Below are 24,973 nucleotides of genomic sequence, written 5' to 3'. Positions count from 1 at the left end.
GGTGAGAAAACATGAAAATCAGCAGCAGATTTACTGTCGCTGTCCATATTCTGGCCTTGCTATCACTTGAAAAAGGATCATTACAGACATCGGAGGATATCGCAGGAAGTGTCAATACAAATCCAGTGGTCATTCGCCGTATCATGAGTAAGCTCAAAAAAGCAGGCCTAATCTCAACGAGTCTTGGCAAAGGCGGTTCTCAATTAAACCGAAGTGAGGATGACATTACACTGCTCGATGTGTATAAAGCCGTTGAAGTGGTGGATGAGGGAGAGTTGTTTCAAATTCATGAAAGCCCAAACCCTGACTGTCCGATCGGTGCAAATATTCAAGCTGTACTAGAATTAATTTTGTGCCGTGCTCAAAGTGCGATGGAGCAAGTGCTTGCTGAGATCAAATTAAGTGAACTAACGCAGGTTTTAATCAAAAAAATTGGATGATCTATTCAATTTTTTTTACCTCTGTTGTAACCATATTGGTTACATCTTAAGTGATCAAAATAACCTTATATTGTAGGAGGAATTTACATGAACATTGGAATCATTGGCGCAACAGGTAAAGCAGGACAACACATTTTAAAAGAAGCTCAATCGAGAGGGCACGAAGTAACGGCAATCGTTCGAGATGCACAAAAAGTGACTAATTCATCAGCAGCTGTTTTAGAAAAGGATGTTTTTCACTTAGAGGCAGGAGACGTCAAAGGCTTTGATGTGATCGTAAACGCATTTGGTGCGCCAGCAGGACAAGAGCACCTTCATGTAGAAGCAGGGAAAAAACTCATTCATCTCTTGAAAGAGACACCAGAAACGCGTTTAATCGTCGTGGGAGGTGCTGGAAGTTTATTTGTAGATGAGGCCAAAACAACTAGACTGATGGACACACCGGAGTTTCCAAAGGAATACTTTGCTACTGCTTCACAGCAAGGAGAAAATTTAATAGATCTTCAAAAGACCGAAGGAGTAAAATGGACATTTCTTAGTCCAGCTGCATTCTTTGATCCAGCAGGCAAACGTACAGGTGCTTATGTGAAAGGCAAAGACCATCTTATCGTCAATTCGAAGGGTGAAAGCTATGTGAGTTATGCTGACTACGCCGTTGCGCTTGTCGATGAGATAGAACAAGCTGCTCATGTTGGAGAACGTTTTACTGTGGTTTCTGAAGCAGAATAAGTAGAATAACATGCGTTTCATTGTCGCTAAAAAACGATGAGTGAGGAGTCTGTCTTATGAATGATCAATTGTATGGGATGCGTATTGTGGCTGGTGTTATGGATTTTCAAACAGCATCCGTACTTTACACGAAAATCACCCTGAGATACCACTGACACTTGTATCGGGCGGTTTATTTGTAGGAGAGCGTCGTCTACCGATAAAGAATTATCCACACATTTCAGAAGCAAATGAGCGTATCAGTCAGCTGACAGGTGTCGAATTTGGAGACCGTTACGAAGAGTTGCTAGAAAACAGAACATTCATTTTAGACTCTGAGGCTGCTGCAATTGGATTTTCAGCATTAAGATCCATCGCACCAGAGCATGCATTGTACTTGGCTTCATCTATGCAAAAGGCCTTTTATCAAGACGGAAAAAGCCTAAGTGATGAAGAAACTTATAGAGATATCGCTATGAAACACCAACTTGACCCTGATGTATTGGTTGAACGAATGAATGAGACAGAAACGATCAATGATGCGTATGCCGATTTTGCAAAGGTTCAGCAATTGAACGTGAATGGCTATCCTACACTTTTACTAAAAAAAGGGGATGAATACATCAGCCTTGGTGGGGGTGCGATGACGGCTGAAAAGCTTGAAGACCGTCTGAAGGAAATACTAAAAAAATAAATCATTCAAAAACATCCTCCATTCGTATGGAGGATGTTTTTGATGCATGTGTGAATTCTCTTCAATGGGAGAAGTGGTTTATGCTTTAATGATAATCGCCTGGCTGCCCATCTGTTTCCAAGAATCCTCAAACTGTTCACGATCGACTTTTTGATTTTTTTCTCCGTATGGGTTATTTAAGTAGATGTGATCCTTGTCGTAGCCAGTGATGACCACGCTATGCATATTAAAGCTGATATCTATTTTTCCATTTGGTGTATTCCATGTTTCAATGTTATCTGTTTTGGCAAAGGTCGAAGTTGTAATGACCCAGACAGGATAACCTTTTTCAAGTGATTGGTAAATGGCTTTTTTAACTGGCTTGCCGGTCAAGTCCACCGCTTGATTACCTACATATTTTTTCGCAAGCTGATAAATGGGTTCATGGTACACACCAAGACCTGGCCCATTCTCCATATCGCCTACAAACCCGTCATGAGGGTCTCCTTTTAAGCCATTCTCATAATTGAGCGGGACACGCTTAATCTCGTTTGCCAATGCGTTTTTCGTTATATGCTCATATCCGCTGTAATGAAGAAGCATGGCTAAGCTCGTGACTTCGCATCCGTTATAAAGCTTTGGTGCATCCATTTGATTAAAGAGGATGACGTCCATGGCTTTTTTATTTCCTTTTAAACTAGAATGTGTCGTTTCTGTTTTTTTCGTAGAACGTGTTTCTTCTGCTGCTAGTGCGGTATCATTTTCTTTTTCTTTGGCTTCTTGCGGTGACGTTGTTTTCTTGACTTGGTCGAATTGTGAAATGAAAATAAAGCCGAAATAAACAAGACATGCGCACAACAAAGTTAAGATTAATGTCTGGATGAATTTCACTGTAATCTCCTGTGTTATTCAATATTTTTAAGTATTATAGCATGTTCCTAAAGCAAAGAGATCAAAAAGGATTAGGTGTCATTTTAATGTAATATATGAACAAATGATTAAGGAAAAAAAGGGGAAAATAAAAATGATTGATTTAATCACTTTATTTTGTTAGCATATTATCATATTAGCGAACTAAAGGATTCGGAATTTTTTGTTTTAATGTGTTGGAGGTGCGGAACATGTTCATGTTTGAAAAACCATATGGTATGCGAGATTCATTACCAGGATTGTATGAGACGAAGAAAAGAGTTAGGCATTCTTTAACAGAGGTCATGAATGGTTGGGGTTATCGTTTAATGGAAACGCCAACGCTTGAATTTTACGATACAGTCGGTGTTCAATCGGCGATTACAGATACGCAGTTGTTTAAGCTTCTTGATCAAAATGGTCAAACCCTTGTGCTTAGACCTGATATGACGGGACCAATTGCGAGAGTGGCGGCCTCAAAGCTTCACGAACAGGCATATCCGCTTCGAGTCGGTTATGCAGCCAACGTGTTTCGGGCACAGGAAAGAGAAGGCGGAAGACCTTCTGAATTTGAGCAGGTCGGTATTGAATTGATCGGTGATGGTTCGATTAGTGCAGATGCTGAAGTCATAGCGCTTGTCGTGTTTGCATTAAAAAATGCTGGACTTCAATCCTTCAAAATTGCGATCGGTCATGTGGCTTTGGCTGAGACCTTGTTTTTAGATGTACTAGGGAATACAGAGCGGGCCAACGTATTGCGCCGATTTTTATATGAAAAGAATTATGTGGGATACAGGCAGCATGTCAAACAATTGCCGCTCTCATCCATCGATAAAACAAGGCTGCTCCAGCTTTTAGAGCTGCGCGGCGGTCAAGAAGTGACCCAGCAGGCTGAAGAAATTGTGGTGTCACAAGAGGGAAAAGAAGTGCTGGCGGAGTTAAAGGCGCTGTGGGAGACACTTGAAGATTACGGCTGTACAGAATATATCCGTTTGGATTTAAGCATGGTCAGTCATATGAGCTACTATACGGGAATTTTGTTTGAAGTATTTGCAGATCATGTTGGGTCTGTGATCGGAAGTGGAGGAAGGTATGATCAATTGCTTGCTCACTTTGATGCACCCGCACCCGCTACAGGCTTCGGACTTCGATTAGACCGTCTTCTTGAGGCACTCGACGCAAAAGAAATAAATGAGCCCCAAGAGGCTGTGATTTTTAGTAAAGAACAACGGCTTGAAGCATTTGATTTTGCAGAAAAAGAGCGGACAAAGGGCAAAAGGATTGTTCTCCAAGACTTAGCAGGTATTGAAAATATCGATGCCATGACCAAGGCATTTGAGCAAGTGACTTATTTTATCGGCGCTAGAAAGGAAGAGCAAAATGGGTAAAGTGTTGACAATGGCAATGCCAAAGGGGCGGATATTTGAAGAAGCAGCAGGGCTATTAAGACAGGCTGGATATCAGCTGCCGGAGGAATTTGAAGATTCAAGAAAACTAATCATTGATGTACCGGAAGAAAATCTCCGCTTTATTTTAGCGAAGCCAATGGATGTGACGACATATGTAGAGCATGGTGTAGCGGATGTGGGCATTGCAGGGAAAGACGTCATGCTTGAAGAAGCACGGGATGTGTACGAAGTGCTCGATTTAAACATTAGCAAATGTCATTTAGCTGTAGCGGGCTTGCCGGGAGCCAGCTGGGGCGGTGTTGCGCCGCGTGTGGCCACAAAGTACCCAAATGTCGCTTCTTCTTATTTTAGAGAACAAGGTGAGCAGGTGGAGATCATTAAGCTAAATGGTTCCATTGAATTAGCACCGCTCATCGGACTTGCCGATCGAATTGTTGACATTGTCTCCACCGGTCAAACACTTAAGGAAAATGGGCTTGTCGAAACGGAACATATTTGTGACATTACGTCACGTTTTATTGTCAATCCTGTGAGCTATCGAATGAAGGATGCGGTAATCGATGAAATGGCGCAGCGTCTGGCAAGAATCATCGAAGGAGAAGGGGAGGAAACATCATGAACATCACCTACATACAAGAAGGTGAGACAGACACTCTCTCACTCAAGCGTTCTCTAGATACAGGAACGGAAGAGCAGCGACTGGCTGTTCAGCGGATTATCGAAGAAGTGAGAAAAAATGGTGACGAAGCCGTACGGTCTTTCACGAAGCAATTTGACGGTGTCTCTATTGAACAGCCACTTGTGACGGAGGATGAAAAGACAAAAGCCTACGAACGTTTGGACCCGGAGATGATCCAAATCATCCAAACGGCGATCCGGAATATTCGAACATACCACGAGCGTCAGCTAACCTCCTCTTGGTTTTATCACCAAAAGGACGGCTCAATGCTAGGTCAGAAAGTAACACCGCTTGATGCGGTCGGTGTATATGTCCCAGGGGGAACGGCCGCCTATCCATCATCTGTTTTAATGAATGTGATCCCAGCACTTGTTGCCGGCGTTGAGCGAATTGTCCTTGTGACACCGCCAGGAAATGACGGCCGTCTGTCTGACGCTGTGCTAGTAGCTGCGAAGGAGTTGGGCATTTCAGAAATGTACAAAATGGGCGGTGCTCAGGCGATAGCCGCTCTTGCATATGGAACGGAAAGTATTCAGCCTGTTGATAAAATCACCGGTCCAGGAAATATTTATGTAGCACTTGCCAAACGGGAAGTATTTGGTCAAGTAGACATTGATATGATTGCGGGTCCAAGTGAAATTGCTGTTTTAGCAGATGAAACGGCAACTGCACATGAGGTGGCAGCTGATTTGCTTTCACAGGCAGAGCATGATGCATTGGCATCCAGTATTTTGGTGACACCATCTAAAGGATTGGCTGAAAGAGTGCAAGCGGAGGTGCAAGCGCAGCTTGATACTTTGCCAAGGAAATCAATTGCAGCACAATCTATTCAAGACCATGGTTATATTTACGTAACAGAATCTTTGGATCGTGCAGTTGATATCGTGAACCAGTTAGCCCCAGAGCATTTAGAAGTGCTGACGGCGTATCCAGAATCACTACTTGGTCAAATCAAGCATGCTGGAGCAATTTTCTTAGGGCGTTACAGCCCAGAGCCGGTAGGGGATTACTTCGCAGGACCGAACCATGTGCTGCCAACAAACGGGACGGCAAGGTTTTCTAGTCCGCTCGGCGTCACGGATTTCCAAAAGAAAACGAGCATCATTTCATATAGTAAAGAAGCCTTTGAAACACATAGGGAAAGCATTGCGGCTTTTGCAAGATTAGAAGGGCTTGAAGCACATGCCAGATCGATTGAAGCGAGAAAGCGGGAGGAATCAAAATGAGACAGGCGGAAACAGCGAGACAGACAAATGAAACGAACATTTCGTTAGCGCTAGAGATTGATGGCGAAGGAAAAGCAGATATTCAGACAGATGTCCCTTTTATGACGCACATGCTCGACTTATTCACGAAGCATGGACATTTTAACTTAACTGTAGATGCAAAAGGAGACACAGATGTCGATGATCACCACACAACAGAAGATATTGGCATTGTGCTTGGGCAGATGTTTAAAGAAGCGCTCGGTGATAAAAAAGGAATTAAGCGCTACGGCTCTAGTTTTGTTCCAATGGATGAAACACTCGCCCAAGTAGTCGTGGATTTAAGCAATCGTCCTCATTTGGAAATGAGAGCCGATTTCCCTAGTCAGAAGGTCGGCACCTTTGATACGGAGCTGGTTCATGAGTTTCTTTGGAAATTTGCCCTTGAAGCACGAATCAATCTGCATGTGATCGTTCACTATGGAACCAATACCCACCATATGATTGAAGCCATTTTTAAAGCGATGGCACGCGCCTTAGATGAAGCAACAACCATTGATCCGCGTGTGAAAGGGATTCCGTCGACAAAGGGGATGCTCTAATGATTGGCGTAATTGACTATGGAATGGGAAATTTGTTTAGCGTATCAAAAGCACTGGAACGAGCAGGAGCGTCTTATATCGTGTCTTCTGAAGCAGAGGAGCTGAAAAAGGCAGATGCGTATATTTTGCCAGGAGTCGGTTCATTTCGTGATGCGATGCTGCTGTTAAGACAGACAGGACTTGAGGCGTTTATCCACCAAGTCGTGCAGGAAGGAAAGCTGTTATTTGGCATTTGCCTTGGCATGCAGTTGTTGTTTGAAGAAAGTGAAGAAGCAGGAAAAACAAAAGGGCTAGGCCTTTTAAAAGGACGTGTCGTTCTTTTGAAGGATCGTGATCAGGATGGACAAAGGCTGAAGGTGCCTCATATGGGCTGGAGTGAGCTCACATTTCATCAGCCCTCTCCATTGTTTGAAGGTGTGCCGGAAGGATTTGCATACTTTGTTCACTCTTATTATGTGAGCGGCATGAATCCAGAAGACCTATTGGCAAGTGCACCCTATGGTGTGCAAGTACCTGCCGTTGTTGGGAAGGGGAATGTGTTTGGAACGCAGTTTCACCCTGAAAAAAGCAGTACAACAGGAATGGCACTGTTGAAACAGTTTATTCAATTAGCAAACGAACAGAGGGTGAGCAAATGAGTGATTTTACATTATATCCAGCAATTGATATGAGAAATGGCAAATGTGTACGACTTGTGCAAGGAGACTATGACCAAGAAACCATTTATGGAGATTCACCGTTAGACATGGCGAGACTGTTTGCAAATGAAGGAGCGAAATGGATACATCTCGTTGATTTAGATGGCGCAAAAGCAGGAAAACGCGTGAATCATGAGCATGTGCTGGCGATTGCTTCCTCATTAGATGTGAATGTCCAAATTGGCGGCGGCATTCGGACAGAAGAAGATGTTGCATTTTATTTAAACAATGGCGTATCGAGAGTCATTCTTGGCAGTTCAGCGGTGTCAAACCCGGTTTTTGTGAAAAAAATGCTGGCGCAATATGGAGAGAAAATCGCCATTGGCATTGATGCACGAAACGGTTTTGTATCGACTGAAGGCTGGCTTGAAACGTCGGAAGTGAAGGCGGAGGAACTTGGTCAGGAACTGGCAAAGGAAGGCGCAGAGGTCTTCATTTTCACGGATATTCAAATGGATGGCATGCTGTCTGGTCCAAATGTGGAAAGTACGGTTCGATTAGCAGAAGCAACTGGCAAACAAGTCATTGCCTCAGGTGGTGTCAGTGCAGTGAGTGATCTGCAAAAGCTGTCAGCACAAAAGCAGACAGGTGTGTCTGGTGCCATCATTGGCAAGGCGCTGTACACAAAGCAATTTACTTTAGCTGAAGCGTTTGAAGGGCTTGACAGCATATGATGACAAAACGAATCATTCCATGTCTTGATGTAAAGGAAGGGCGTGTTGTCAAAGGGATCCAATTTCTAGGGTTGAAGGATGCTGGTGATCCGGTCGAATTAGCGCAGATCTATGACGAGGAAGGTGCGGATGAACTCGTCTTTCTTGATATATCTGCCTCTCATGAAGGCCGAAAAACGATGGTGGATGTGGTCAAACAAGTGGCATCCACTCTCGCTATCCCGTTCACGGTGGGCGGCGGGATTAACCACCTTGATGACATGAAGCGTATATTAAGAGCGGGGGCAGACAAGGTGTCTGTGAACACAGCGGCTGTTTTAAGACCGGAGCTAATAACAGAAGGAGCCGACTTTTTTGGTTCACAGTGCATCGTTGTTGCGATTGATGCGAAATACGATGAAGAGAAACAAGCATACATGGTCTATACGCACGGAGGACGCCGTCAAACGGATTTAGAAGTGAGTGACTGGGCGAAAGAAGCCGTGCGAAGAGGAGCAGGCGAGATCTTGCTGACTAGCATGGATGCCGATGGTGAGAAAACGGGCTTTGAGCATCGTTTGACGAGGCTTGTATCAGAAGCAGTCACAGTGCCAGTTATTGCTTCAGGAGGTGCTGGCAATGCGCAGCATATGCTGGAGGCTTTTACGAAAGGTGAAGCTGATGCCGCACTCGCAGCCTCTATTTTCCATTATAAAGAAACCTCAATTCAAGAGGTGAAGACATATTTGAGAGAACACGGGGTGAAGGTAAGATGAAACAGGCAAACGAATTAACCTTTAATGATGCAGGTCTCATTCCTGCCATTGTACAGGATGCTCAAAGCAAGGAAGTTCTTACTTTGGCGTATATGAATCAAGAATCCTATGAAAAAACATTAGAGACAGGGGAAACATGGTTTTTTAGCCGGTCGAGAAATGAGCTTTGGCACAAAGGAGCCACATCTGGACATACCCAGCGTGTTACATCTATTCGCTATGACTGTGATCAAGATGCCCTGCTTGTTCTAGTGACACCAAGCGGCCCAGCCTGCCATACAGGCAGCTATAGCTGTTTTTCAGAAGAGGGCGTGAAACAGCAAAGGGGAGAACAAGACCGCTTTGCTATTTTAAATGAACTGGAACAGGTCATTGCGAAACGGCAGATGGAAATGCCAGAAGGAGCGTATACAACCTATTTATTTGAAAAAGGAGTCGACAAAATCCTGAAAAAGGTAGGGGAAGAAGCTTCTGAAGTTATCATTGCAGCGAAGAACCGAGATCAAGAAGAATTGAAATGGGAAACAGCAGATCTCCTGTATCACCTTCTTGTGTTATTACGTGAACAGCAGCTGCCTCTTGATGATGTATTAAAGGTATTGAAAAAGCGCCATCAAGGGGAATGAAAAGCTGGGGGTACCCCCAGCTTTTTGCTTTTAAATGAAAAACAAATCCTTCCTTTCCTTTTGTTCTATGTGACGACTCATGAAGTATGTTATACTACACACGGTACACTGTTCGAAATGGAGGGTATCGGTGAGTAAATACACTTCTCAAAATAATCACACACAAGTCGTCCAGCTATTCCAAGATGGGCATTACTTTTTTCATAAAGGTCTAAAAGCATATAGAGAAAGAAATCTGTCTAGGGCAAGTAAGTTGATACAGCGGGCCATCGTACTTGAGCCTGAAAATGTAGAAATGCTGTCGCAGCTTGCCATTATTTATACTGAAATGGGTCATTACCAACAATCTAATGAACTGCTTGATTTTATCCTTGAACACTTGGATGAGAACATGTCAGAGTGTCACTACTTTAAAGCCAATAATTATGCGAATCTCGGTTTGTTTCAAGAGGCATATAGATGCGCCACTGCTTATGCTGCGCTGGAAGAAGACGGGGAATTTGCAGATGAAAATGACGATCTCCTCGATCTGCTTGATATGAGTGACGATGTTGATGAAGATTTTCCTTATGATCAGGATGATCTGATTGTAAAGCAGGATCAAGCCAACCATTTGCTAGAAAGCGGCAGGCTAGATGAAGCAATCGAGATGCTGGAACAGATGATTGTTGAGTATCCAGAGTTTTGGTCAGCGTATAATAATCTCGCTTTGGCCTATTTTTATTCTGGCCAAATCGATCAGGCAAAAGAAATGTTGAACCGGGTCCTTCATGAAAATCCCGGTAATCTGCATGCCCTTTGTAATCAGCTTGTTTTCTATCATTATGAAAAAGAAGAAGAAAAGGTCAATCTGTTAGCGAAGCAATTAACGCACGTGTATCCAATATTAAGTGAACAGCGTTATAAGCTTGGCGCAACATTTGCCCTTGTTGGAGAATTTGAATGGGCATTTAAATGGCTTTATTCTTTGTATAAAACAGGTTTCCAAGGTGATAGTACGTTTTTATACTGGCTGGCAAGTGCAGCCTATTATACGGGCCACAAAACGCTGGCGCAAACCGTCTGGGATAAGATGGTGGAAGAAGATATTGATGCAGATGAAATCAAGCCGTGGCAAGACAAACCAGAGGAGTCTGAGCCAATGGTTTCAATTGAGGAACGACTCACTGCCTACTATGTCAGCAAACAAAAAGGTGAACGTGACGTCTTGCAATCTGTTCTTGATTCCCGCGCTGCGAAAACGGCCTTTGAACAGCAGTTTATTGAGTTACTTTTATATGAAGATCAAATGGAAGAACGATCGTTTTCAGAAGATGCGGTCTTCGCAAAACAGGCGGCATCTGCTTTGGAAGAAGCGGTGCAGCCTGATAGCCACATGCCATATTTTTGGTTATTCCATATTATTCAGCAAGCACGCGCTTCAGGCGTAGAGAAGAAAAATGCCATTGCATGGGCAGCAGCTTCTTATTATCTATGGATGAATGAACAAGAAGAATCAGCTGTCAGCAAAAAAGAGATCGCAGCTTCTTTTCAGATCAGCGTTCAAACGCTGTCAAAATATGAGAATGTTATTTGTGCGTTCATGGTTTGAATAGGTAAATAGAATCAGATAACAGCAGCATGGCCGAAAAGGTCATGCTTTTTTCTTGGATAAAAAGGTGGGATTTGCTAGGATTTGGCGAAGTATGACAATCTCGACATCTATTTGAAACATAAATGTAATAAAAATATTAGCTCATTTTGTCGATGTGTCATGTATAATGAAACTCGTGGATTAAAACAAAGATATATATTTAAATATTTTACTATACATAATGCAACACCTAGTGATAGAAACAATCTGGTCAACATCTGACTGAATCATCAGGAAGAAAGACACAGGAAGCACAGATTGGTCGCAGAGAATTTGCTGCTTTCTCATGTCGCTTGGGAAATTGTCAAAGGAGGAACTATACGTGAAAAAGTTTATTACTTTCGGTTTAGCTTCGGTGATTGGAGCGAGCGGTTTATTTATTCCATTTACTCATGAAGCAAATGCACAGAACTTTGAACAAAAGAAACAAGAACTAGACAGCAAGCAGTCAGAGGTAAACAAGAATCTTCAAAAGAAAAAAGAAGAGCTTTCAAAGCTTGAGGCAAAACAAGAGGCACTTGCGCTAAAGCTAAAAGAAATTGACGAAAAAGCTTTAAAAACAAGTGATCAAATCGAAGAAAAACAAAAAGAAAACGAAAAAACAAAAAAAGAAATCAAAGCACTGAAAAAAGAAATTGCTGATACAGAAAAACGTATCGAAGAAAGAAACGAATTCTTGAAAAAGCGTGTACGTGCGCTTCAAGAAAGCGGTGGTTCTACGAAATACATAGATGTATTACTAGGAGCAAAAAGCTTTAGCGATTTCATCAGCCGTGCAGGTGCTGTATCTACATTAATCAACGCAGACAGCGAAATCATTAAAGAACAAGAAAGAGACAAAGCGGAATTACAAAAGTCTGAAAACGAATTAAACACAAAGCTTGAAGATGTTCAAAAGACGCTTGCAAAGCTTGAAACACTTCAAACAGACTTAAATAAACAGCTTGATGAGAAAGACAAGCTATTCAAGCAAGTGAAAAAGCAAAAAGGAAGTGCCTCTTCTCAAATCAGCGAGTTAAACACTGAGGCAAACAGCATTGCATCTGAAAAAGACGCAACAATCGCTGCTCAAAAACAAGCTGAAAAAGAAGCAAGAGAAGCTGCTCAACAAGCAAAAGAAGAAAAAGCACAAAGACAACAGCAACGTCAAGCTAGTGTTCAAGCAGAAGACAACAGCTCTAATAACGACAGCGGTTCTTCTTCAAATAACAGTGGATCTTCAAATAATAACAACAACAGCAGTTCACCAAGCAAAAAGCCATCTTCTGGCGGTGGATCACCTGTTAGCAATAACGTAGGCGGAATCGAAGGTGCAATCAGCACAGGTTCTACGATTGTAGGACAATCTCCATATAAATGGGGCGGCGGCAGATCACAAGCCGATATTGACGCACGTCGTTTTGACTGTTCTTCATTCGTTCGCTGGGCATTTGCATCAGCAGGCATCAACCTTGGACCAGTTGGCGGTACAACAACAGATACGCTTGTAGGTAAAGGAAGAGCTGTAAGTGCATCTGACATGAAACGCGGAGACCTTGTGTTCTTTGATACGTACAAAGTAAATGGCCACGTTGGTATTTACTTAGGAAACGGTACATTCTTGAACGATAACAGCTCTCGCGGTGTTTCAGTTGACTCAATGAGCAACGTTTACTGGAAAAAAGCATTCAAAGGCGTTGTAAGAAGAGTCGTTGAATAAATCATTACTTACTATATAACCGTAAACAGGCTTCCTTAAACAGCAGTTTAAGGAAGCTTTTTCTTTTTTTGAAGATATGAGCAAATGATTCGCTTATTATCCGCAGATTTAATAGGATATGGGTAAGGCATAAAAGCTAAGAGTGGAATTGATGCTCTCTGTCATGAATGGAAGCATCACCCAAGGGCATTCTAATAAGAAATGCTAGCAGCAATTGAAGAGGGAGTGACAGTTGTGTCAGAAGAAAAAATCTACGATACGATCATCATTGGAGCGGGTCCTGCCGGAATGACAGCCGCTGTTTATACATCACGGGGAAATCTTTCAACACTGATGATTGAAAGAGGAATTCCAGGCGGCCAAATGGCGAATACGGAAGATGTCGAGAACTATCCGGGCTTTGAAAGCATCTTAGGGCCGGAACTTTCAAATAAAATGTTTGAGCATGCAAAGAAATTCGGTGCCGAGTATGCGTATGGCGATATTAAAGAAATTGTAGATGGAGAAGAGTACAAAATCGTCAAAGCTGGTTCCAAAGAATACAAAGGACGCTCTGTTATTATTGCGGCAGGTGCTGAATACAAAAAAATCGGTGCACCAGGCGAAAAAGAACTTGGCGGCCGCGGCGTATCATACTGCGCTGTATGTGACGGTGCCTTCTTTAAAAACAAAGAGCTTGTCGTGATTGGCGGAGGAGACTCAGCAGTAGAAGAGGGTGTTTACCTCACTCGCTTTGCGTCTAAAGTCACAATTGTCCATAGACGCGACAAACTTCGTGCCCAAAGCATCTTACAAGCACGTGCATTTGATAATGAAAAAATCGACTTTATGTGGAACAAAACCGTTAAAGAAATCAATGAAGAGAACGGGAAAGTCGGCAGTGTGACATTAATTGATACCGTGACAGGTGAGGAAGAAGACTTCAAAACAGATGGCGTCTTTATCTACATCGGTATGTTGCCGCTGTCTAAACCATTTGAAAATCTAGGGATTACAAATGCAGAGGGCTACATTGAGACGAACGAAAGAATGGAAACAAAAGTTGAAGGAATCTTCGCAGCTGGAGACATTCGTGAGAAAACACTTCGTCAAATCGTCACAGCAACAGGTGATGGAAGTATTGCAGCACAGAGTGCACAGCATTATGTAGAAGAGCTTGCTGAAAAGCTAAAAGCAATGAAATAAACAGATGTCGTAAATCCTTAATATTGCGTCACGGGCTTTTAACTGGAATGTAACACGGGTGAAATAATTATCCGTTATGATAAAACTAGTAATTGACCCCCTTTTATAAGGAATACATGTTTGGCACGGATGTGAATCCGTGTCCTTTTTTTTGCTTAAAATCAGAAATTCACGAGATGTTCACAAATGACGCATGGAGAACCGTTAGATGTTGTAAAATAAAGAATAGAGAAAGTGCCCGTCACCATATTCATACGAAAACCTGTCTGTTTTCAGTGAAGAACGGGCATGTTCATTGTGGGAGTCATGATGAACCTGTATAATAAGAAAAAGACATAAAAGAGTAGGTGACAGCGGATGCAACGAGTAACCAATTGTGTGCTGCATCACGAAGATCAAGTTCTCTTGCTGCAAAAGCCAAGACGAGGCTGGTGGGTAGCACCTGGCGGCAAAATGGAGAGCGGAGAATCGGTCAAGGATTCAGTCGTTCGAGAATTTAGAGAAGAAACAGGCATTTATATTTTAAATCCGCAGCTAAAAGGCGTGTTTACCTTTATCATAAAAGAAGGCGATCAAATCGTTCAAGAGTGGATGATGTTCACCTTTATGGCAGATTCCTTTACAGGAAAAAACGTATCAGAGTCGGAGGAAGGCATTTTAAAATGGCATGATGTAAAAGATGTACCCAGCTTGCCGATGGCTCCAGGAGATTCCCATATTCTTGACTTCATGTTGAAAGGGAAAGGACTTCTCCACGGCACTTTTACGTATACACCAGACTTTGAGCTGATTGCTTATCGATTAGATCCTCAAGGAGACTAATAAATGAACCGTTTTCATAAAGAAGGAGAGGGAGCAGGCATGAATACGCACAAACAAGATGATATTCAGCTTGTGATTATTACAGGGATGTCAGGTGCGGGGAAAACCGTTGCCATCCAAAGCTTTGAAGACTTAGGTTACTTTTGTGTGGATAACTTACCGCCATCACTTTTACCGAAGTTTCTAGAGCTCATGAAGGAATCCAATTCAAAGATGAGCAAGGTGGCCCTTGTGATGGATTTGCGCGGACGCGAATTCTTTGATAGCTTAATTGCAGCCTTAGATGAAATGAGTGATCTTGGTTGGATCACACCAAGAATATTATTCTTAGATGCAAACGATAAGGTACTTGTCTCAAGATACAAAGAAACGAGACGTTCGCATCCTCTTGCGACAACAGGTTTGCCGCTCGAAGGAATCGCGATGGAACGCGATCTGTTAGAAGAGTTAAAAGGCCGAGCCCAAATGATTTTTGATACATCGGATTTGAAACCGAAACAGCTTCGAGAAAAGATTGTCACACACTTTGCTACGAATCAGGGGCAAGTGTTTACAGTGAATGTGATGTCATTTGGCTTTAAGTACGGCTTGCCAATTGATGCTGATCTTGTATTTGATGTGAGATTTCTGCCGAATCCTTACTATATTGAGAGCATGCGTCCACAGACTGGAAATGATGAAGAAGTACGCTCCTATGTCATGAAGTGGAGTGAAACGCAAAAGTTCACAGAGAAATTAATCGACCTTCTCAGCTTTATGCTACCGTCCTATAAACGAGAAGGAAAAAGCCAACTTGTTATTGCCATTGGCTGTACAGGCGGACAGCACCGATCAGTGACGCTAGCGAACTACTTATCGGAGTATTTTAAAAATGACTACTATACTCATGTCACTCACCGGGACATTGAAAAGAGAAGCAGAAAATAGATGACGACACTTCCAAAGGTGGTCATTCTTGGCGGAGGCACTGGCTTATCTGTTTTGCTCAGAGGGCTAAAAACAAAGCCAGTGGATATTACCGCTATTGTAACGGTTGCTGATGATGGAGGCAGCTCAGGCAGACTGCGACATGATTTGAATATTCCGCCTCCAGGCGATATTCGGAATGTCCTTGCGGCACTTTCTGATGTCGAACCGCTTGTAGAAGATTTATTTCAGCACCGTTTTAATAAAGGGAATGACTTAACAGGCCACTCTCTCGGCAATCTCATTCTTGCGGCTATGACGAATATAACCGGTGATTTTTTTCATGCCGTCACAGAAATGAGCAAGGTCTTAAATGTGAGAGGAAAAGTATTGCCAGCAGCGAATTCAAGTGTTGTTCTTCATGCTGAATTAGAAAATGGGCAAGTGGTAACAGGAGAATCAAAAATCCCAACCTATGGTGAGCGAATTAAACGAGTGTTCCTCACACCCGATACGATTGAACCGCTCCCAGAATCGATTCAAGTCATTCGTGAAGCCGACTTGATCGTCCTCGGACCTGGCAGCTTGTATACAAGTATCTTGCCAAACTTGCTTGTACCGCATATTGGCGAAGAAGTGATTCGTTCTAAGGCGAAAAAAGTCTATATTTGTAATGTCATGACACAGCCGGGGGAAACGCTTTCCTACAGTGCAGCTGATCATGTGCAGGCACTAAACGATCATATGGACCGACCATTTATCGATACGATATTTGTGAACAATAAAGAAATTCCAGAAGAAATCAAAGCAAAATATGCAGAAGAGCAGGCGCAGCCTGTACAATTCGACACAGATGTACTCAAAGCCATGGGACTAGAAGTCATCCCTGGGGAAATCATTACATATGACCAGCATGTGATTCGTCATGACACGCTGAAAGTAGCTGCGCTGCTTGTCGATTTGCTGCATCAGAAAAAATAGGAATGGGGGTGGCAAGGATGTCATTTGCATCCGAAACAAAAAAAGAGCTGACTAATCTGGAAGTGAAGGACTGCTGCACAAAAGCAGAGCTTTCTGCCCTCATCCGTATGAACGGTTCATTATCTTTTTCTAATCGAAAATTGATTTTAGATATACAGACAGAGAACGCAGCCATTGCAAGACGTATTTATACCCTTTTGAAAAAGAAATACGATGTGACTGTCGAGCTGCTCGTTCGTAAAAAAATGAGATTAAAAAAGAATAATGTGTATATTGTCAGACTGGTAGAACGAGCGAAAACCATTTTAGAGGACCTGAAGATATTAGGTGAACAATTTGTATTTGAACGCAACATTTCAGAAGAACTTGTGAAAAAAAGATGCTGCAAGCGTTCCTATATGAGAGGTGCTTTTTTAGCAGGAGGTTCTGTGAATAACCCAGAAACCTCTTCGTATCACCTTGAGATTTTTTCACTATACAAAGAACATAATGATGCCCTTTGTGAGCTCATGAATCAATTCCATCTTAATAGTAAAACACTTGAACGCAAAAAAGGCTTTATCACATACATGAAGGAAGCGGAGAAAATTACGGAATTCTTAAGTGTTGTGGGTGCTCATAACTCATTGCTTCGTTTTGAAGACGTGCGCATCGTCCGAGATATGAGGAATTCTGTGAACCGGCTCGTCAATTGTGAAACAGCAAACTTGAATAAAACGATCGGTGCCTCACTGCGCCAAGTTGAAAATATTCAATTCATTGACGAAAAGATTGGACTAGACGCCCTGCCAGATAAGCTGCGTGAAATTGCGCAACTGCGTATTGACTACCAAGAAGTCACACTAAAGGAACTTGGCGAAATGGTGGAAAGCGGCAAGATCAGCAAATCAGGCATTAATCACCGTTTAAGAAAGCTAGATCAAATTGCAGAACAATTAAGAAACGGACAAGCTGTTACACTCAAATAGGGAAATAAAAAAGGGAGGCAGATCATATGGTGGAAAAAACGGTCACAATTCAGCTGAAAACGGGTTTGCAGGCACGTCCGGCTGCTTTGTTCGTTCAAGAAGCCAATCGTTTTGGTGCTGATATTTTTCTAGAGAAAGATGGGAAAAAAGTCAATGCGAAGAGTATTATGGGACTGATGAGCCTTGCGATCAGCTCTGGGGTCACCGTCAAACTAATAGCTGATGGAGCAGATGAACAAGAAGCCATCGATGCGTTAACGGATTTTATCAATCAAGAAAACTGAGTCTCTTCAAGGGCTCAGTTTTTTTAGGAGGGAAAGTTGTGATTCAATCAGCCTTTTTACAGAAAATTGGATACGAAGCTTCGTCCATTACGTTTGATCAATTACCGGATTTACTAAGGAAGATGGCTTATACCTTTCCTTTTGAAAATAGATCTGTGGTGGGTAAACACGCCTATGCTTTGGATCAAGAAGGTTTGAAGCATCATCTTCTGGAAGGCAGCAGAGGTGGGCTTTGCTATGACCTCAATCCGCTCTTATATTATGTCTTAAAAGAGGCAGGTCTCGCCGTACAGCTCGTTCAAGGGACCGTATATAACAAAGAAGCAGAGAAGTGGGCACTGGATGGGACGCATGTAGCCATCGTCCTTCAACATCACCATGAGCGCTACCTCATTGATGCCGGATTTGGTGTGAATTTACCCCTTCAGCCCGTCCCTTTTACAGGTGAATGGGTGGAAGCACCGTCTCTTCGTTTTCGAGTGAACGCAGAGGAAACAGAAAAAGGAACCCATCTACTCCAATTGGATAGGGGAGCAGGTGCTGAAACAGGTTATGCTTTCACATTGAAAGAAGTCGGTGAAGATACACTTGTGCAATTGAGGCATGAGATTTATGAAAATGAAGCCTCTCCTTTTAACAAAAGACCGCTTGCATCCAAACTGACACCAACAGGTCGTGTGATCGTGACAGAGGATCATGTCACGATACATGAACAGGAAGAAGTATCGAAGAAACCACTCTCACAACCGTTTGAGGAGTACGTACAAAAACTGCTTCCGTAAACAATATGAAAAAAGACAGCCCTTTTGACTTAGGGCTGTCTTTTTATAATGATTAACGAATCCGCGTAAATGTCGCATAGTGATCGGTTGTTTTATAAATGAGCCAGTCACTTGAGTATACTAGGCGGTCTGCATTACGGAAACCGGAGACGTAGTTGATGTCGGCTTCACGCCATGTACGGCCACTAGCGGATGGAAGGCGTCCCTCCCGATTAGAGAATACGTCTCCACCGATGCTTTTGCCCGGCGCGACTTCAGCTAAATTTCCTTTTGATGCCACCCATCCGAGGGCGCTCGCTTGTGATTTGGTGATGTAATTATCAGGTAGTCGTTTATAGCGGATTAAGTAATCTGCTACACCATCAAAGGTATTAATGACGGCAAGGGTACGAAGTTCTGGTGCAAGCTGTACGGAAGCAGTCTCATTTGTGGCTGTTGGAGTAAGTGGTGTTTCTGCATGGACTTGCTGCGGGATAAATCCAGAAAACAGAATGGCAGCAATCAGAGCGAACAGAGTAAAAATCGAACTTATTTTTTTCATCTTGATCCTCCTCAAAAGGAAATGGGATGCCGTCCTCTTGATGCTTGTCTACCTCATATTATAGCACCGGCATATGAAGAGAATGTAAAGAATCAGGAGATTGGAAAAAATGAGGCTTTTTGACCTACTGTCTCTAGATGACGTAAACAAAAAGACGCAGTTCCCTGCGCCTTTTTTCAATTAAGATGAGGCAAGCTCCTTCACAATATCAACAGGGGCTTTGCCGTCAATTCCATGAATCACATTATGAATGGCTCGTTTCAGCATAAGATCTCTTGTCGTTTCAGTAGCGGAACCGATATGCGGGGCAAGTGTGACATTGTCCATCTCTTTGAAAGGATGATCTTCCTGAAGCGGTTCTTGCTCATACACATCCAGACCAGCTCCTTTAATCCACCCTTCCTGCAGTGCTTGAATGAGGCTTTTCTCATCGACGGTTTTTCCGCGGGAGATGTTCACGAATAAAGCTGTCGGCTTCATTAATTTCAATTCCCGTTCTCCTATCATATGGTATGTCTCATCCGTCAGTGGTGTGATTAACACAATGATATCAGCTTGCTTCAGCAAGTCATCCAGTGCACAATATACAGCGCCGTAGGCCGATTCGGCTTTCTCGTTCCGGCTCCGGTTGTGATAGAGGACGTTCATATCAAAACCATGAGCGGCTCGTTTGGCTACTTGCTCACCGATTCGTCCCATTCCAATGATCCCAAGCGTTTGATGATGGACGTCAATGCCGAATATATCTTCCTCTTGAACAAATTTTGTCCATTCTCCCTTGCGGATAAAACGATCAAGCTCGGCAATTCTCCTTGCAGAAGAGAGAATGAGCGAAAAGGCAAGATCAGCAACGGTATGATCGAGTGTATAAGGCGTGTGCGTACCAATCACGCCTCTTTGTCTCATGGCTTCTAGATCAAAATTGTCATAGCCGACTGAATTATTGCTCACCACCTTGAGTTGGGGTGCATGATCTAATAAATCTTGATCAATTTTCGTACCAGATGTTAAAAGGCCATCAGCATTCTGCAGCTTCTCAAATAACAGATCTCTTGGGATCGGGTCCTTTGACTGCCATACCTCATATGTACAATGTTCTTTTAGCATGTCTTCAAAAGAGGCAGGTAAGGGTTTGGCGACAAAAATATGTGGTTTCATCATCAACTCGCTCCTTTCACATGGTCATCTTTCTCTTTTTATTATAAAGCAACCATTTTGGCAGTACACGTTTGAATATGAGCTGCTCAATATTTAATATACTGAAATAACGGAAAAGAAGAGATTTTTATAGTGAAAGAGTAAATGACATGGCCATCTGATGTCTTTTTATGATGTAGAAAAACGAGTGATTAGTAGATGAGTCATAGAAAAATGCTAGATGTTTCGGGAGATAATCTGACAAACTGGAAAATAGATCGAGACTTTTTGATAGAAAATTTATTATATTTGCAGTGTATTAAACGGGACGGTCATTTTCTACTAAACCTTTTCATCGTCTTTTGGTGAAATGTGAGCCATCGTTTGTAAGCAAAAGCCGCATATCCCCTGTGCTGAAGCGGAACAAAGAGCAAAATAGAGAAAATGCTTACATATTCTCTCATCGTTTTCTCATTTTTTTCTTTTTTTTCTATCATTTTTCTTCTCTATGCTTGAGAACACACAAGGGAAAAGGAGGCCAGGTAAGGCGTTACAATCACTTAAAAAAGATAGGAGATGACAGGATGGAATCAACATTAGAACAGATTCTTCAGCACAATGCAGATTTTGTGAAAGAGAGACAGTATGAGCCTTTCAAGGCGGGAAAATTTCCTGAGAAGAAATTGGTTATATTAACTTGTATGGATACACGCCTGTTGGAATTATTACCGCAATCCATGGGGCTTCGTAATGGTGATGCGAAGATCATTAAAAATGCAGGAGCCATCGTCACACATCCATTTGGCAGTGTCATGCGGAGTATTTTACTAGCCATTTATGAGCTGAAAGCAGAGGAAGTATGCATTGTCGGACATCATGAATGCGGAATGGCAGGCCTTGCGGCAGACCCTTTACTTGAAAAGGCAAAAGCACGGGGAATTGAGGAAAAGTGTTTGAGCATTGTGAAAAGCGCAGGTGTCGATTTAAAGGGCTGGCTGACAGGCTTTGATTCAGTGGAAGAGAGCGTATCCCAAAGTGTGAAATTAGTCAAAGAGCACCCGCTCATGCCAAGTGATGTAGCTGTTCATGGACTAGTGATTCATCCGGCAACAGGAAAGCTGGATATCGTTATAAAAGATAAACAGATCGACCCGCAATATACCTAAATCATCTACACATACTTGAAGGAGGCCAACACATACCATGCGTTTTTATGGAAGATTTGAAGGTTATGATTCATCAAAGTTTAGACGCGATTTAATCGCTGGGCTTGTCGTGGGCGTTGTGGCAATTCCTTTAGGCATGGCTTTTGCCATTGCATCTGGTGTCGGACCAGAATACGGATTATACACAGTCATCGTTGCCGGCATTTTGATTTCATTGTTTGGTGGTTCAAAGTATCAGATTGGAGGACCGACCGGGGCATTTGTTCCAATTTTATTCGGGATCGTCAGCCAGTACGGTATTGAAAACTTACTCATTGCTGGTTTTATGGCAGGCTGTATGCTTGTCTTATTCGGAATATTCAAACTAGGAAAGCTCATGAAATTTATTCCTCGTCCGGTTATCATCGGCTTTACTGCCGGCATTGCTGTCATTATTTTTTCAGGACAGATTGCCAACTTCCTCGGATTAAAGGGTGTTGAAAAACATGAAAGCTTTTTCCTCAATATGAGAGAAATCGTGGTCCATCTCGGTACCGCAAACAGTCTCGCCATTCTCACAGCGATTGTTGGGTTCATCGTGATTTTGGCGGCACAAAAATACATTCCCAAAATACCTGGTGCTCTATTAGGTCTACTCGTTTCAACATTTATAGCTGTTCTCTTTTTTCAAGGACAAGTTGAAACCATCGGCTCTGCATATGGCGAAATCCCTCGTCAGCTGCCAACTTTCGCTTTTCCTGAATTGACGATTGAAAAAATGATTTATCTGCTGCCGCCGGCTATTGTCATTGCCCTTTTAGGCGGCGTGGAGTCCATCTTGTCAGCTATGGTTGCTGATAATATGAAAGGCTCAAAGCATGACAGCAACAAGGAGCTTGTCGGGCAAGGAATTGCCAATATGGCGGCACCGCTTTTCGGAGGGATCCCAGCGACGGGAGCGATTGCTCGTACGGCAACAAACATTAAAAATGGTGGAGCAAGCCCCATTTCAGGAGTCGTGCATGGTGTCGTTGTCTTGCTCATCTTAATGTTATTTGCACCATATGCATCGATGATTCCACTTGCTGCCATGGCACCGATTTTGATGTTTGTGGCGTGGAATATGAGTGAGAAAAAAGAGTTTATCAATATTGTCAAAGTCAAAAATGCGGATTCCCTTGTGCTTGTCGTGACCTTCCTGCTAACGGTCATCGGTGATTTGATTATAGGGGTGACTGCAGGTCTCATTTTAGCGTTTATCGCCTTTATCAAAAAAATGAGCCAGACAACGAATATCCACACAAATGTCGCTGTTCCTCAAATCGAAACGGCGGCTGCCTTAGAAAGGGAGACCGATCAGAAAGGGGTTAGTATGTATTCGATTGAAGGGCCACTCTTTTTCGGTACAACCGATTCATTGGAAAATTCGATTTTGGATCATGTTCAGACAAAGCCGAAAACACTCATTTTGCTTATGAACAAAGTGAATTATATGGACACCTCAGCAGAAGCGGTTCTGATGAACATTTCTAATCGTTTAAAGCATCACAATGGAAAATTGATGATTGTAGGGCTTCAATCACAGCCAAAAGAGCTTTTGCATCGTACCGGTCTTTTCCATCACATTGGAAAACAGCATTTCTTTGAACGAACGGATGATATTTCACCACAGCAGCTATAAAAGGCTAAAAAAGCACGTGACATGTCGGTCACGGGCTTTTTACCTGCTCTTTTTCACTAGAAAACCGTTGTGTGAGTTTCTGTTGATGGGAAGAGAAGACCTCTTCTACTGTTACATCATAGAGATCAGCTAGAACAAGTAGATTTCCTAAGACATCTCCCATTTCTTCAATAAGGTCCTTTCTTAACGCGGCGTCCTCCTGTGTTTTCTCATCAGGTCGATCGCGTCCAATTTCGACCGCCCTGACTGCACGAGCGAGTTCTCCTGTTTCTTCCATCAGGAAACCTAACCTGATAAACGGCCCGTATTCTGTCCAATTTCTCATTTTGTAGAAATCTTTGATCCATTTTTCCATTTCAGTTGTTTGCATTCTCTTTATACAGCTCCTTATATGGTGTTCACCTTCTGATTTTACACTATATATAGATAGAGCGGCTGTTTCTTTACAATGAATTATAGTAGAATGAGTGGGTGAAGAAATCATAGAGAGAGATGGAGCTGTTTTGATGAAAACGATTTGTGTGTTTGCTGGTTCGAATCCAGGTGTGAATGACATCTACAAACAAAAAGCTGTCGAGCTAGGGGCTTATATGGCAGAGCAAGGAATCCGCCTTGTATACGGTGGCTCACGAATTGGCTTAATGGGAGCTATAGCGGATGAGGTATTGAAAAACGGCGGGCAAGTGATCGGAGTCATGCCAAAAGGGCTTTTTAGAGGAGAGGTTGTGCATCAAGAGCTAACCGAATTGATTGAAGTCAAAGGGATGCATGAACGAAAAGCGAAAATGAGCGAGCTGGCCGATGGGTTTATTGCCATGCCAGGTGGTTTTGGTACATATGAAGAATTATTTGAGGTGCTATGTTGGGCGCAAATTGGCATCCATCAAAAGCCAATCGGATTGTATCAAGTGAATGACTATTTCAATCCGCTCATAGACATGGTGAAGTTTAGTGTACAGGAAGGTTTTTCGAATGAATCACACCTTCAATTACTACATGCCTCTGGAGAACCGAAAGAATTGATTTCACAGATGGCTTCTTATCAAACACCAACTCTTCAACAGAAATGGACGGAGCTGTCTTAAAATAGATGCATAACAAAAAACCGTCTGTTCAAAGAGCAGACGGTTTGTTTTGTGATTATTTTTGTTCTTCTGTATTACGGGTCAAGACTTTGTCAATGAGTCCGTATTGAAGTGCTTCTTCCGCTGTTTTGAAGTTGTCACGATCTGTATCGCGCTCAATGACTTCAATTGGCTGACCAGTACGTTCAGCAAGTACTTGGTTCAGTTTATCGCGTAAAGAAAGGATTCGTTTTGCCGCAATTTCAATTTCTGTTGCTTGACCTTGCGCACCACCTAGTGGTTGGTGAATCATCACTTCACTATTTGGAAGGGCATAACGCTTACCTTTTTCACCAGCAGCAAGCAGGAACGCACCCATAGATGCAGCCATACCAATACAAATAGTTGATACCTTTGGTTTAATAAATTGCATCGTATCGTAAATGGCCATACCAGCTGTGATCGAACCGCCAGGGCTGTTAATGTAGATAGAAATATCTTTTTCTGGATCCTCGGCTTCTAAGAAGAGAAGCTGTGATACGATGGAGTTGGCAACATTGTCATCGATCGCAGAACCAAGCATGATAATACGGTCTTTTAAAAGACGAGAATAAATGTCGTAAGCTCTTTCCCCACGATTTGTTTGCTCAATGACTGTAGGTATTAAATTCATAATGTTCCTCCTTCACCTTTTAGGTAAGTATGTAATTCAATGATACATTTTTGGTCAATAAAGGTCAAACAAAATGCTGACCTAAAATCAAATA

28 protein-coding genes are annotated in these 24,973 nt (G+C 42.6%); 23 read left to right on the top strand and 5 right to left on the bottom strand.

The window, feature by feature from the left end; genetic code table 11:
• Window positions 1-11 precede the first annotated feature (11 nt).
• The 3 genes from ID12_RS01935 to ID12_RS01925 all read left to right on the top strand — a co-directional run bounded on the left by ID12_RS01935 (window position 12) and on the right by ID12_RS01925 (window position 1,842).
• Window positions 12-440 carry an Rrf2 family transcriptional regulator gene (locus tag ID12_RS01935; protein ID WP_003213266.1) on the top strand — a complete coding sequence of 143 codons (429 nt, stop codon included), beginning with the start codon at window positions 12-14 and terminating at the stop codon, window positions 438-440.
• Window positions 441-527: 87 nt separating this feature from the next.
• Window positions 528-1,169, top strand: coding sequence for an NAD(P)-dependent oxidoreductase (locus ID12_RS01930; protein WP_025208036.1), 642 nt, complete (start codon window positions 528-530; stop codon window positions 1,167-1,169).
• Window positions 1,170-1,236: 67 nt separating this feature from the next.
• On the top strand, window positions 1,237-1,842 hold the full coding sequence (locus ID12_RS01925; protein WP_050826643.1) for a DsbA family protein: 606 nt from the start codon (window positions 1,237-1,239) through the stop codon (window positions 1,840-1,842).
• 78 nt (window positions 1,843-1,920) lie between these two features.
• Here the strand turns inward: ID12_RS01925 and ID12_RS01920 are convergent, their stop codons facing one another.
• On the bottom strand, window positions 1,921-2,712 hold the full coding sequence (locus ID12_RS01920) for a C39 family peptidase (protein ID WP_050826642.1): 792 nt from the start codon (window positions 2,710-2,712) through the stop codon (window positions 1,921-1,923).
• Between the two features lie 230 nt (window positions 2,713-2,942).
• Between ID12_RS01920 and ID12_RS01915 the strand changes: the two genes are divergently transcribed.
• The 17 genes from ID12_RS01915 (at window position 2,943) to ID12_RS01835 (ending at window position 18,638) form a co-directional block, all read left to right on the top strand.
• Window positions 2,943-4,118 (top strand): ATP phosphoribosyltransferase regulatory subunit, encoded by a 1,176-nt coding sequence (locus ID12_RS01915; RefSeq protein WP_017368113.1) that lies wholly within the window; start codon window positions 2,943-2,945, stop codon window positions 4,116-4,118.
• Entirely contained in the window at window positions 4,111-4,758 is a 648-nt protein-coding gene (hisG, locus tag ID12_RS01910) for an ATP phosphoribosyltransferase (RefSeq protein ID WP_007500071.1), read from the top strand. Before ID12_RS01915 ends, hisG begins: the two co-directional genes overlap by 8 nt.
• On the top strand, window positions 4,755-6,044 hold the full coding sequence (hisD, locus tag ID12_RS01905) for a histidinol dehydrogenase (RefSeq protein ID WP_050826641.1): 1,290 nt from the start codon (window positions 4,755-4,757) through the stop codon (window positions 6,042-6,044). The genes hisG and hisD overlap by 4 nt, the downstream gene beginning before the upstream one ends.
• Complete coding sequence (gene hisB, locus ID12_RS01900) at window positions 6,041-6,625, top strand: imidazoleglycerol-phosphate dehydratase HisB (protein WP_017368110.1); 585 nt, start codon at window positions 6,041-6,043, stop codon at window positions 6,623-6,625. Before hisD ends, hisB begins: the two co-directional genes overlap by 4 nt.
• On the top strand, window positions 6,625-7,263 hold the full coding sequence (hisH, locus tag ID12_RS01895; protein WP_050826640.1) for an imidazole glycerol phosphate synthase subunit HisH: 639 nt from the start codon (window positions 6,625-6,627) through the stop codon (window positions 7,261-7,263). Before hisB ends, hisH begins: the two co-directional genes overlap by 1 nt.
• Window positions 7,260-7,997 (top strand): 1-(5-phosphoribosyl)-5-[(5-phosphoribosylamino)methylideneamino]imidazole-4-carboxamide isomerase, encoded by a 738-nt coding sequence (gene hisA / locus ID12_RS01890; RefSeq protein WP_007500079.1) that lies wholly within the window; start codon window positions 7,260-7,262, stop codon window positions 7,995-7,997. Before hisH ends, hisA begins: the two co-directional genes overlap by 4 nt.
• Window positions 7,994-8,752 (top strand): imidazole glycerol phosphate synthase subunit HisF, encoded by a 759-nt coding sequence (hisF, locus tag ID12_RS01885; RefSeq protein ID WP_035389615.1) that lies wholly within the window; start codon window positions 7,994-7,996, stop codon window positions 8,750-8,752. The genes hisA and hisF overlap by 4 nt, the downstream gene beginning before the upstream one ends.
• The gene (hisIE, locus tag ID12_RS01880) at window positions 8,749-9,378 is read left to right on the top strand and encodes a bifunctional phosphoribosyl-AMP cyclohydrolase/phosphoribosyl-ATP diphosphatase HisIE (RefSeq protein WP_025208029.1); all 630 of its coding nucleotides are present in this window, start codon (window positions 8,749-8,751) and stop codon (window positions 9,376-9,378) included. The genes hisF and hisIE overlap by 4 nt, the downstream gene beginning before the upstream one ends.
• Window positions 9,379-9,508: 130 nt before the next feature.
• A complete protein-coding gene (locus ID12_RS01875; protein WP_017357904.1) occupies window positions 9,509-10,969 on the top strand; it encodes a tetratricopeptide repeat protein in 1,461 nt (486 codons plus the stop codon).
• Between the two features lie 364 nt (window positions 10,970-11,333).
• Window positions 11,334-12,710 carry a C40 family peptidase gene (locus tag ID12_RS01870; protein ID WP_017357905.1) on the top strand — a complete coding sequence of 459 codons (1,377 nt, stop codon included), beginning with the start codon at window positions 11,334-11,336 and terminating at the stop codon, window positions 12,708-12,710.
• 234 nt (window positions 12,711-12,944) lie between these two features.
• Entirely contained in the window at window positions 12,945-13,895 is a 951-nt protein-coding gene (trxB, locus tag ID12_RS01865; protein ID WP_024719880.1) for a thioredoxin-disulfide reductase, read from the top strand.
• A gap of 357 nt (window positions 13,896-14,252) precedes the next feature.
• Complete coding sequence (locus ID12_RS01860) at window positions 14,253-14,717, top strand: 8-oxo-dGTP diphosphatase (RefSeq protein ID WP_008348133.1); 465 nt, start codon at window positions 14,253-14,255, stop codon at window positions 14,715-14,717.
• 39 nt (window positions 14,718-14,756) lie between these two features.
• Window positions 14,757-15,644: an RNase adapter RapZ gene (gene rapZ, locus ID12_RS01855; protein ID WP_025208027.1), complete on the top strand. Its 888-nt coding sequence runs from the start codon at window positions 14,757-14,759 to the stop codon at window positions 15,642-15,644.
• The gene (locus ID12_RS01850; RefSeq protein WP_008348128.1) at window positions 15,645-16,604 is read left to right on the top strand and encodes a gluconeogenesis factor YvcK family protein; all 960 of its coding nucleotides are present in this window, start codon (window positions 15,645-15,647) and stop codon (window positions 16,602-16,604) included.
• 17 nt (window positions 16,605-16,621) lie between these two features.
• Window positions 16,622-17,572 carry a DNA-binding protein WhiA gene (gene whiA, locus ID12_RS01845; protein WP_008348125.1) on the top strand — a complete coding sequence of 317 codons (951 nt, stop codon included), beginning with the start codon at window positions 16,622-16,624 and terminating at the stop codon, window positions 17,570-17,572.
• A 26-nt stretch (window positions 17,573-17,598) separates the two neighbouring features.
• A complete protein-coding gene (locus ID12_RS01840) occupies window positions 17,599-17,856 on the top strand; it encodes an HPr family phosphocarrier protein (protein WP_008348124.1) in 258 nt (85 codons plus the stop codon).
• Window positions 17,857-17,894: 38 nt separating this feature from the next.
• Window positions 17,895-18,638: an arylamine N-acetyltransferase family protein gene (locus tag ID12_RS01835; protein WP_008348123.1), complete on the top strand. Its 744-nt coding sequence runs from the start codon at window positions 17,895-17,897 to the stop codon at window positions 18,636-18,638.
• Window positions 18,639-18,690: 52 nt separating this feature from the next.
• Here ID12_RS01835 and ID12_RS01830 read toward each other — a convergent pair whose 3' ends face one another.
• On the bottom strand, window positions 18,691-19,179 hold the full coding sequence (locus ID12_RS01830) for a ribonuclease (RefSeq protein WP_008348122.1): 489 nt from the start codon (window positions 19,177-19,179) through the stop codon (window positions 18,691-18,693).
• Window positions 19,180-19,359: 180 nt separating this feature from the next.
• Window positions 19,360-20,337 carry a 2-hydroxyacid dehydrogenase gene (locus ID12_RS01825; RefSeq protein WP_008348120.1) on the bottom strand — a complete coding sequence of 326 codons (978 nt, stop codon included), beginning with the start codon at window positions 20,335-20,337 and terminating at the stop codon, window positions 19,360-19,362.
• Window positions 20,338-20,900: 563 nt separating this feature from the next.
• On the opposite strand from ID12_RS01825, the gene ID12_RS01820 reads away from it, so the two are divergent.
• On the top strand, window positions 20,901-21,482 hold the full coding sequence (locus tag ID12_RS01820) for a beta-class carbonic anhydrase (protein WP_008348113.1): 582 nt from the start codon (window positions 20,901-20,903) through the stop codon (window positions 21,480-21,482).
• A gap of 37 nt (window positions 21,483-21,519) precedes the next feature.
• Window positions 21,520-23,142: a SulP family inorganic anion transporter gene (locus tag ID12_RS01815; protein WP_008348111.1), complete on the top strand. Its 1,623-nt coding sequence runs from the start codon at window positions 21,520-21,522 to the stop codon at window positions 23,140-23,142.
• Between the two features lie 28 nt (window positions 23,143-23,170).
• On the opposite strand, the gene ID12_RS01810 is transcribed toward ID12_RS01815, so the two are convergent.
• Window positions 23,171-23,512 (bottom strand): MazG nucleotide pyrophosphohydrolase domain-containing protein, encoded by a 342-nt coding sequence (locus ID12_RS01810; RefSeq protein ID WP_008347798.1) that lies wholly within the window; start codon window positions 23,510-23,512, stop codon window positions 23,171-23,173.
• Window positions 23,513-23,648: 136 nt separating this feature from the next.
• Between ID12_RS01810 and ID12_RS01805 the strand changes: the two genes are divergently transcribed.
• Window positions 23,649-24,227 (top strand): LOG family protein, encoded by a 579-nt coding sequence (locus tag ID12_RS01805; RefSeq protein ID WP_008347796.1) that lies wholly within the window; start codon window positions 23,649-23,651, stop codon window positions 24,225-24,227.
• Window positions 24,228-24,282: 55 nt separating this feature from the next.
• Here ID12_RS01805 and clpP read toward each other — a convergent pair whose 3' ends face one another.
• Window positions 24,283-24,879, bottom strand: a complete 597-nt coding sequence (gene clpP, locus ID12_RS01800; protein ID WP_007500118.1) for an ATP-dependent Clp endopeptidase proteolytic subunit ClpP — start codon at window positions 24,877-24,879, stop codon at window positions 24,283-24,285.
• Window positions 24,880-24,973: the final 94 nt, after the last annotated feature.

The sequence above is a fragment of the Bacillus altitudinis genome (genome assembly GCF_001191605.1).
In the GTDB taxonomy this organism is placed as follows: Bacteria; Bacillota; Bacilli; order Bacillales; family Bacillaceae; genus Bacillus; species Bacillus altitudinis.
Note: the sequence above shows the minus strand (reverse complement) of the source record. Positions and strands in the feature narration are given on the sequence as shown.

What these genes read in the sequence shown, in the direction of transcription:
- hisG (WP_007500071.1), top strand. Translation starts at nt 4,111, where the DNA reads ATGGGTAAAGTGTTGACAATGGCAATGCCAAAGGGGCGGATATTTGAA.
- hisF (WP_035389615.1), top strand. Translation starts at nt 7,994, where the DNA reads ATGATGACAAAACGAATCATTCCATGTCTTGATGTAAAGGAAGGGCGT.
- clpP (WP_007500118.1), bottom strand. Translation starts at nt 24,879, where the DNA reads ATGAATTTAATACCTACAGTCATTGAGCAAACAAATCGTGGGGAAAGA.
- hisH (WP_050826640.1), top strand. Translation starts at nt 6,625, where the DNA reads ATGATTGGCGTAATTGACTATGGAATGGGAAATTTGTTTAGCGTATCA.
- rapZ (WP_025208027.1), top strand. Translation starts at nt 14,757, where the DNA reads ATGAATACGCACAAACAAGATGATATTCAGCTTGTGATTATTACAGGG.
- whiA (WP_008348125.1), top strand. Translation starts at nt 16,622, where the DNA reads ATGTCATTTGCATCCGAAACAAAAAAAGAGCTGACTAATCTGGAAGTG.
- ID12_RS01860 (WP_008348133.1), top strand. Translation starts at nt 14,253, where the DNA reads ATGCAACGAGTAACCAATTGTGTGCTGCATCACGAAGATCAAGTTCTC.
- hisB (WP_017368110.1), top strand. Translation starts at nt 6,041, where the DNA reads ATGAGACAGGCGGAAACAGCGAGACAGACAAATGAAACGAACATTTCG.
- hisD (WP_050826641.1), top strand. Translation starts at nt 4,755, where the DNA reads ATGAACATCACCTACATACAAGAAGGTGAGACAGACACTCTCTCACTC.
- ID12_RS01820 (WP_008348113.1), top strand. Translation starts at nt 20,901, where the DNA reads ATGGAATCAACATTAGAACAGATTCTTCAGCACAATGCAGATTTTGTG.
- ID12_RS01810 (WP_008347798.1), bottom strand. Translation starts at nt 23,512, where the DNA reads ATGCAAACAACTGAAATGGAAAAATGGATCAAAGATTTCTACAAAATG.
- ID12_RS01930 (WP_025208036.1), top strand. Translation starts at nt 528, where the DNA reads ATGAACATTGGAATCATTGGCGCAACAGGTAAAGCAGGACAACACATT.
- ID12_RS01825 (WP_008348120.1), bottom strand. Translation starts at nt 20,337, where the DNA reads ATGAAACCACATATTTTTGTCGCCAAACCCTTACCTGCCTCTTTTGAA.
- ID12_RS01815 (WP_008348111.1), top strand. Translation starts at nt 21,520, where the DNA reads ATGCGTTTTTATGGAAGATTTGAAGGTTATGATTCATCAAAGTTTAGA.
- ID12_RS01805 (WP_008347796.1), top strand. Translation starts at nt 23,649, where the DNA reads ATGAAAACGATTTGTGTGTTTGCTGGTTCGAATCCAGGTGTGAATGAC.
- hisIE (WP_025208029.1), top strand. Translation starts at nt 8,749, where the DNA reads ATGAAACAGGCAAACGAATTAACCTTTAATGATGCAGGTCTCATTCCT.
- hisA (WP_007500079.1), top strand. Translation starts at nt 7,260, where the DNA reads ATGAGTGATTTTACATTATATCCAGCAATTGATATGAGAAATGGCAAA.
- ID12_RS01840 (WP_008348124.1), top strand. Translation starts at nt 17,599, where the DNA reads ATGGTGGAAAAAACGGTCACAATTCAGCTGAAAACGGGTTTGCAGGCA.
- ID12_RS01850 (WP_008348128.1), top strand. Translation starts at nt 15,645, where the DNA reads ATGACGACACTTCCAAAGGTGGTCATTCTTGGCGGAGGCACTGGCTTA.
- ID12_RS01915 (WP_017368113.1), top strand. Translation starts at nt 2,943, where the DNA reads ATGTTCATGTTTGAAAAACCATATGGTATGCGAGATTCATTACCAGGA.
- ID12_RS01935 (WP_003213266.1), top strand. Translation starts at nt 12, where the DNA reads ATGAAAATCAGCAGCAGATTTACTGTCGCTGTCCATATTCTGGCCTTG.
- ID12_RS01830 (WP_008348122.1), bottom strand. Translation starts at nt 19,179, where the DNA reads ATGAAAAAAATAAGTTCGATTTTTACTCTGTTCGCTCTGATTGCTGCC.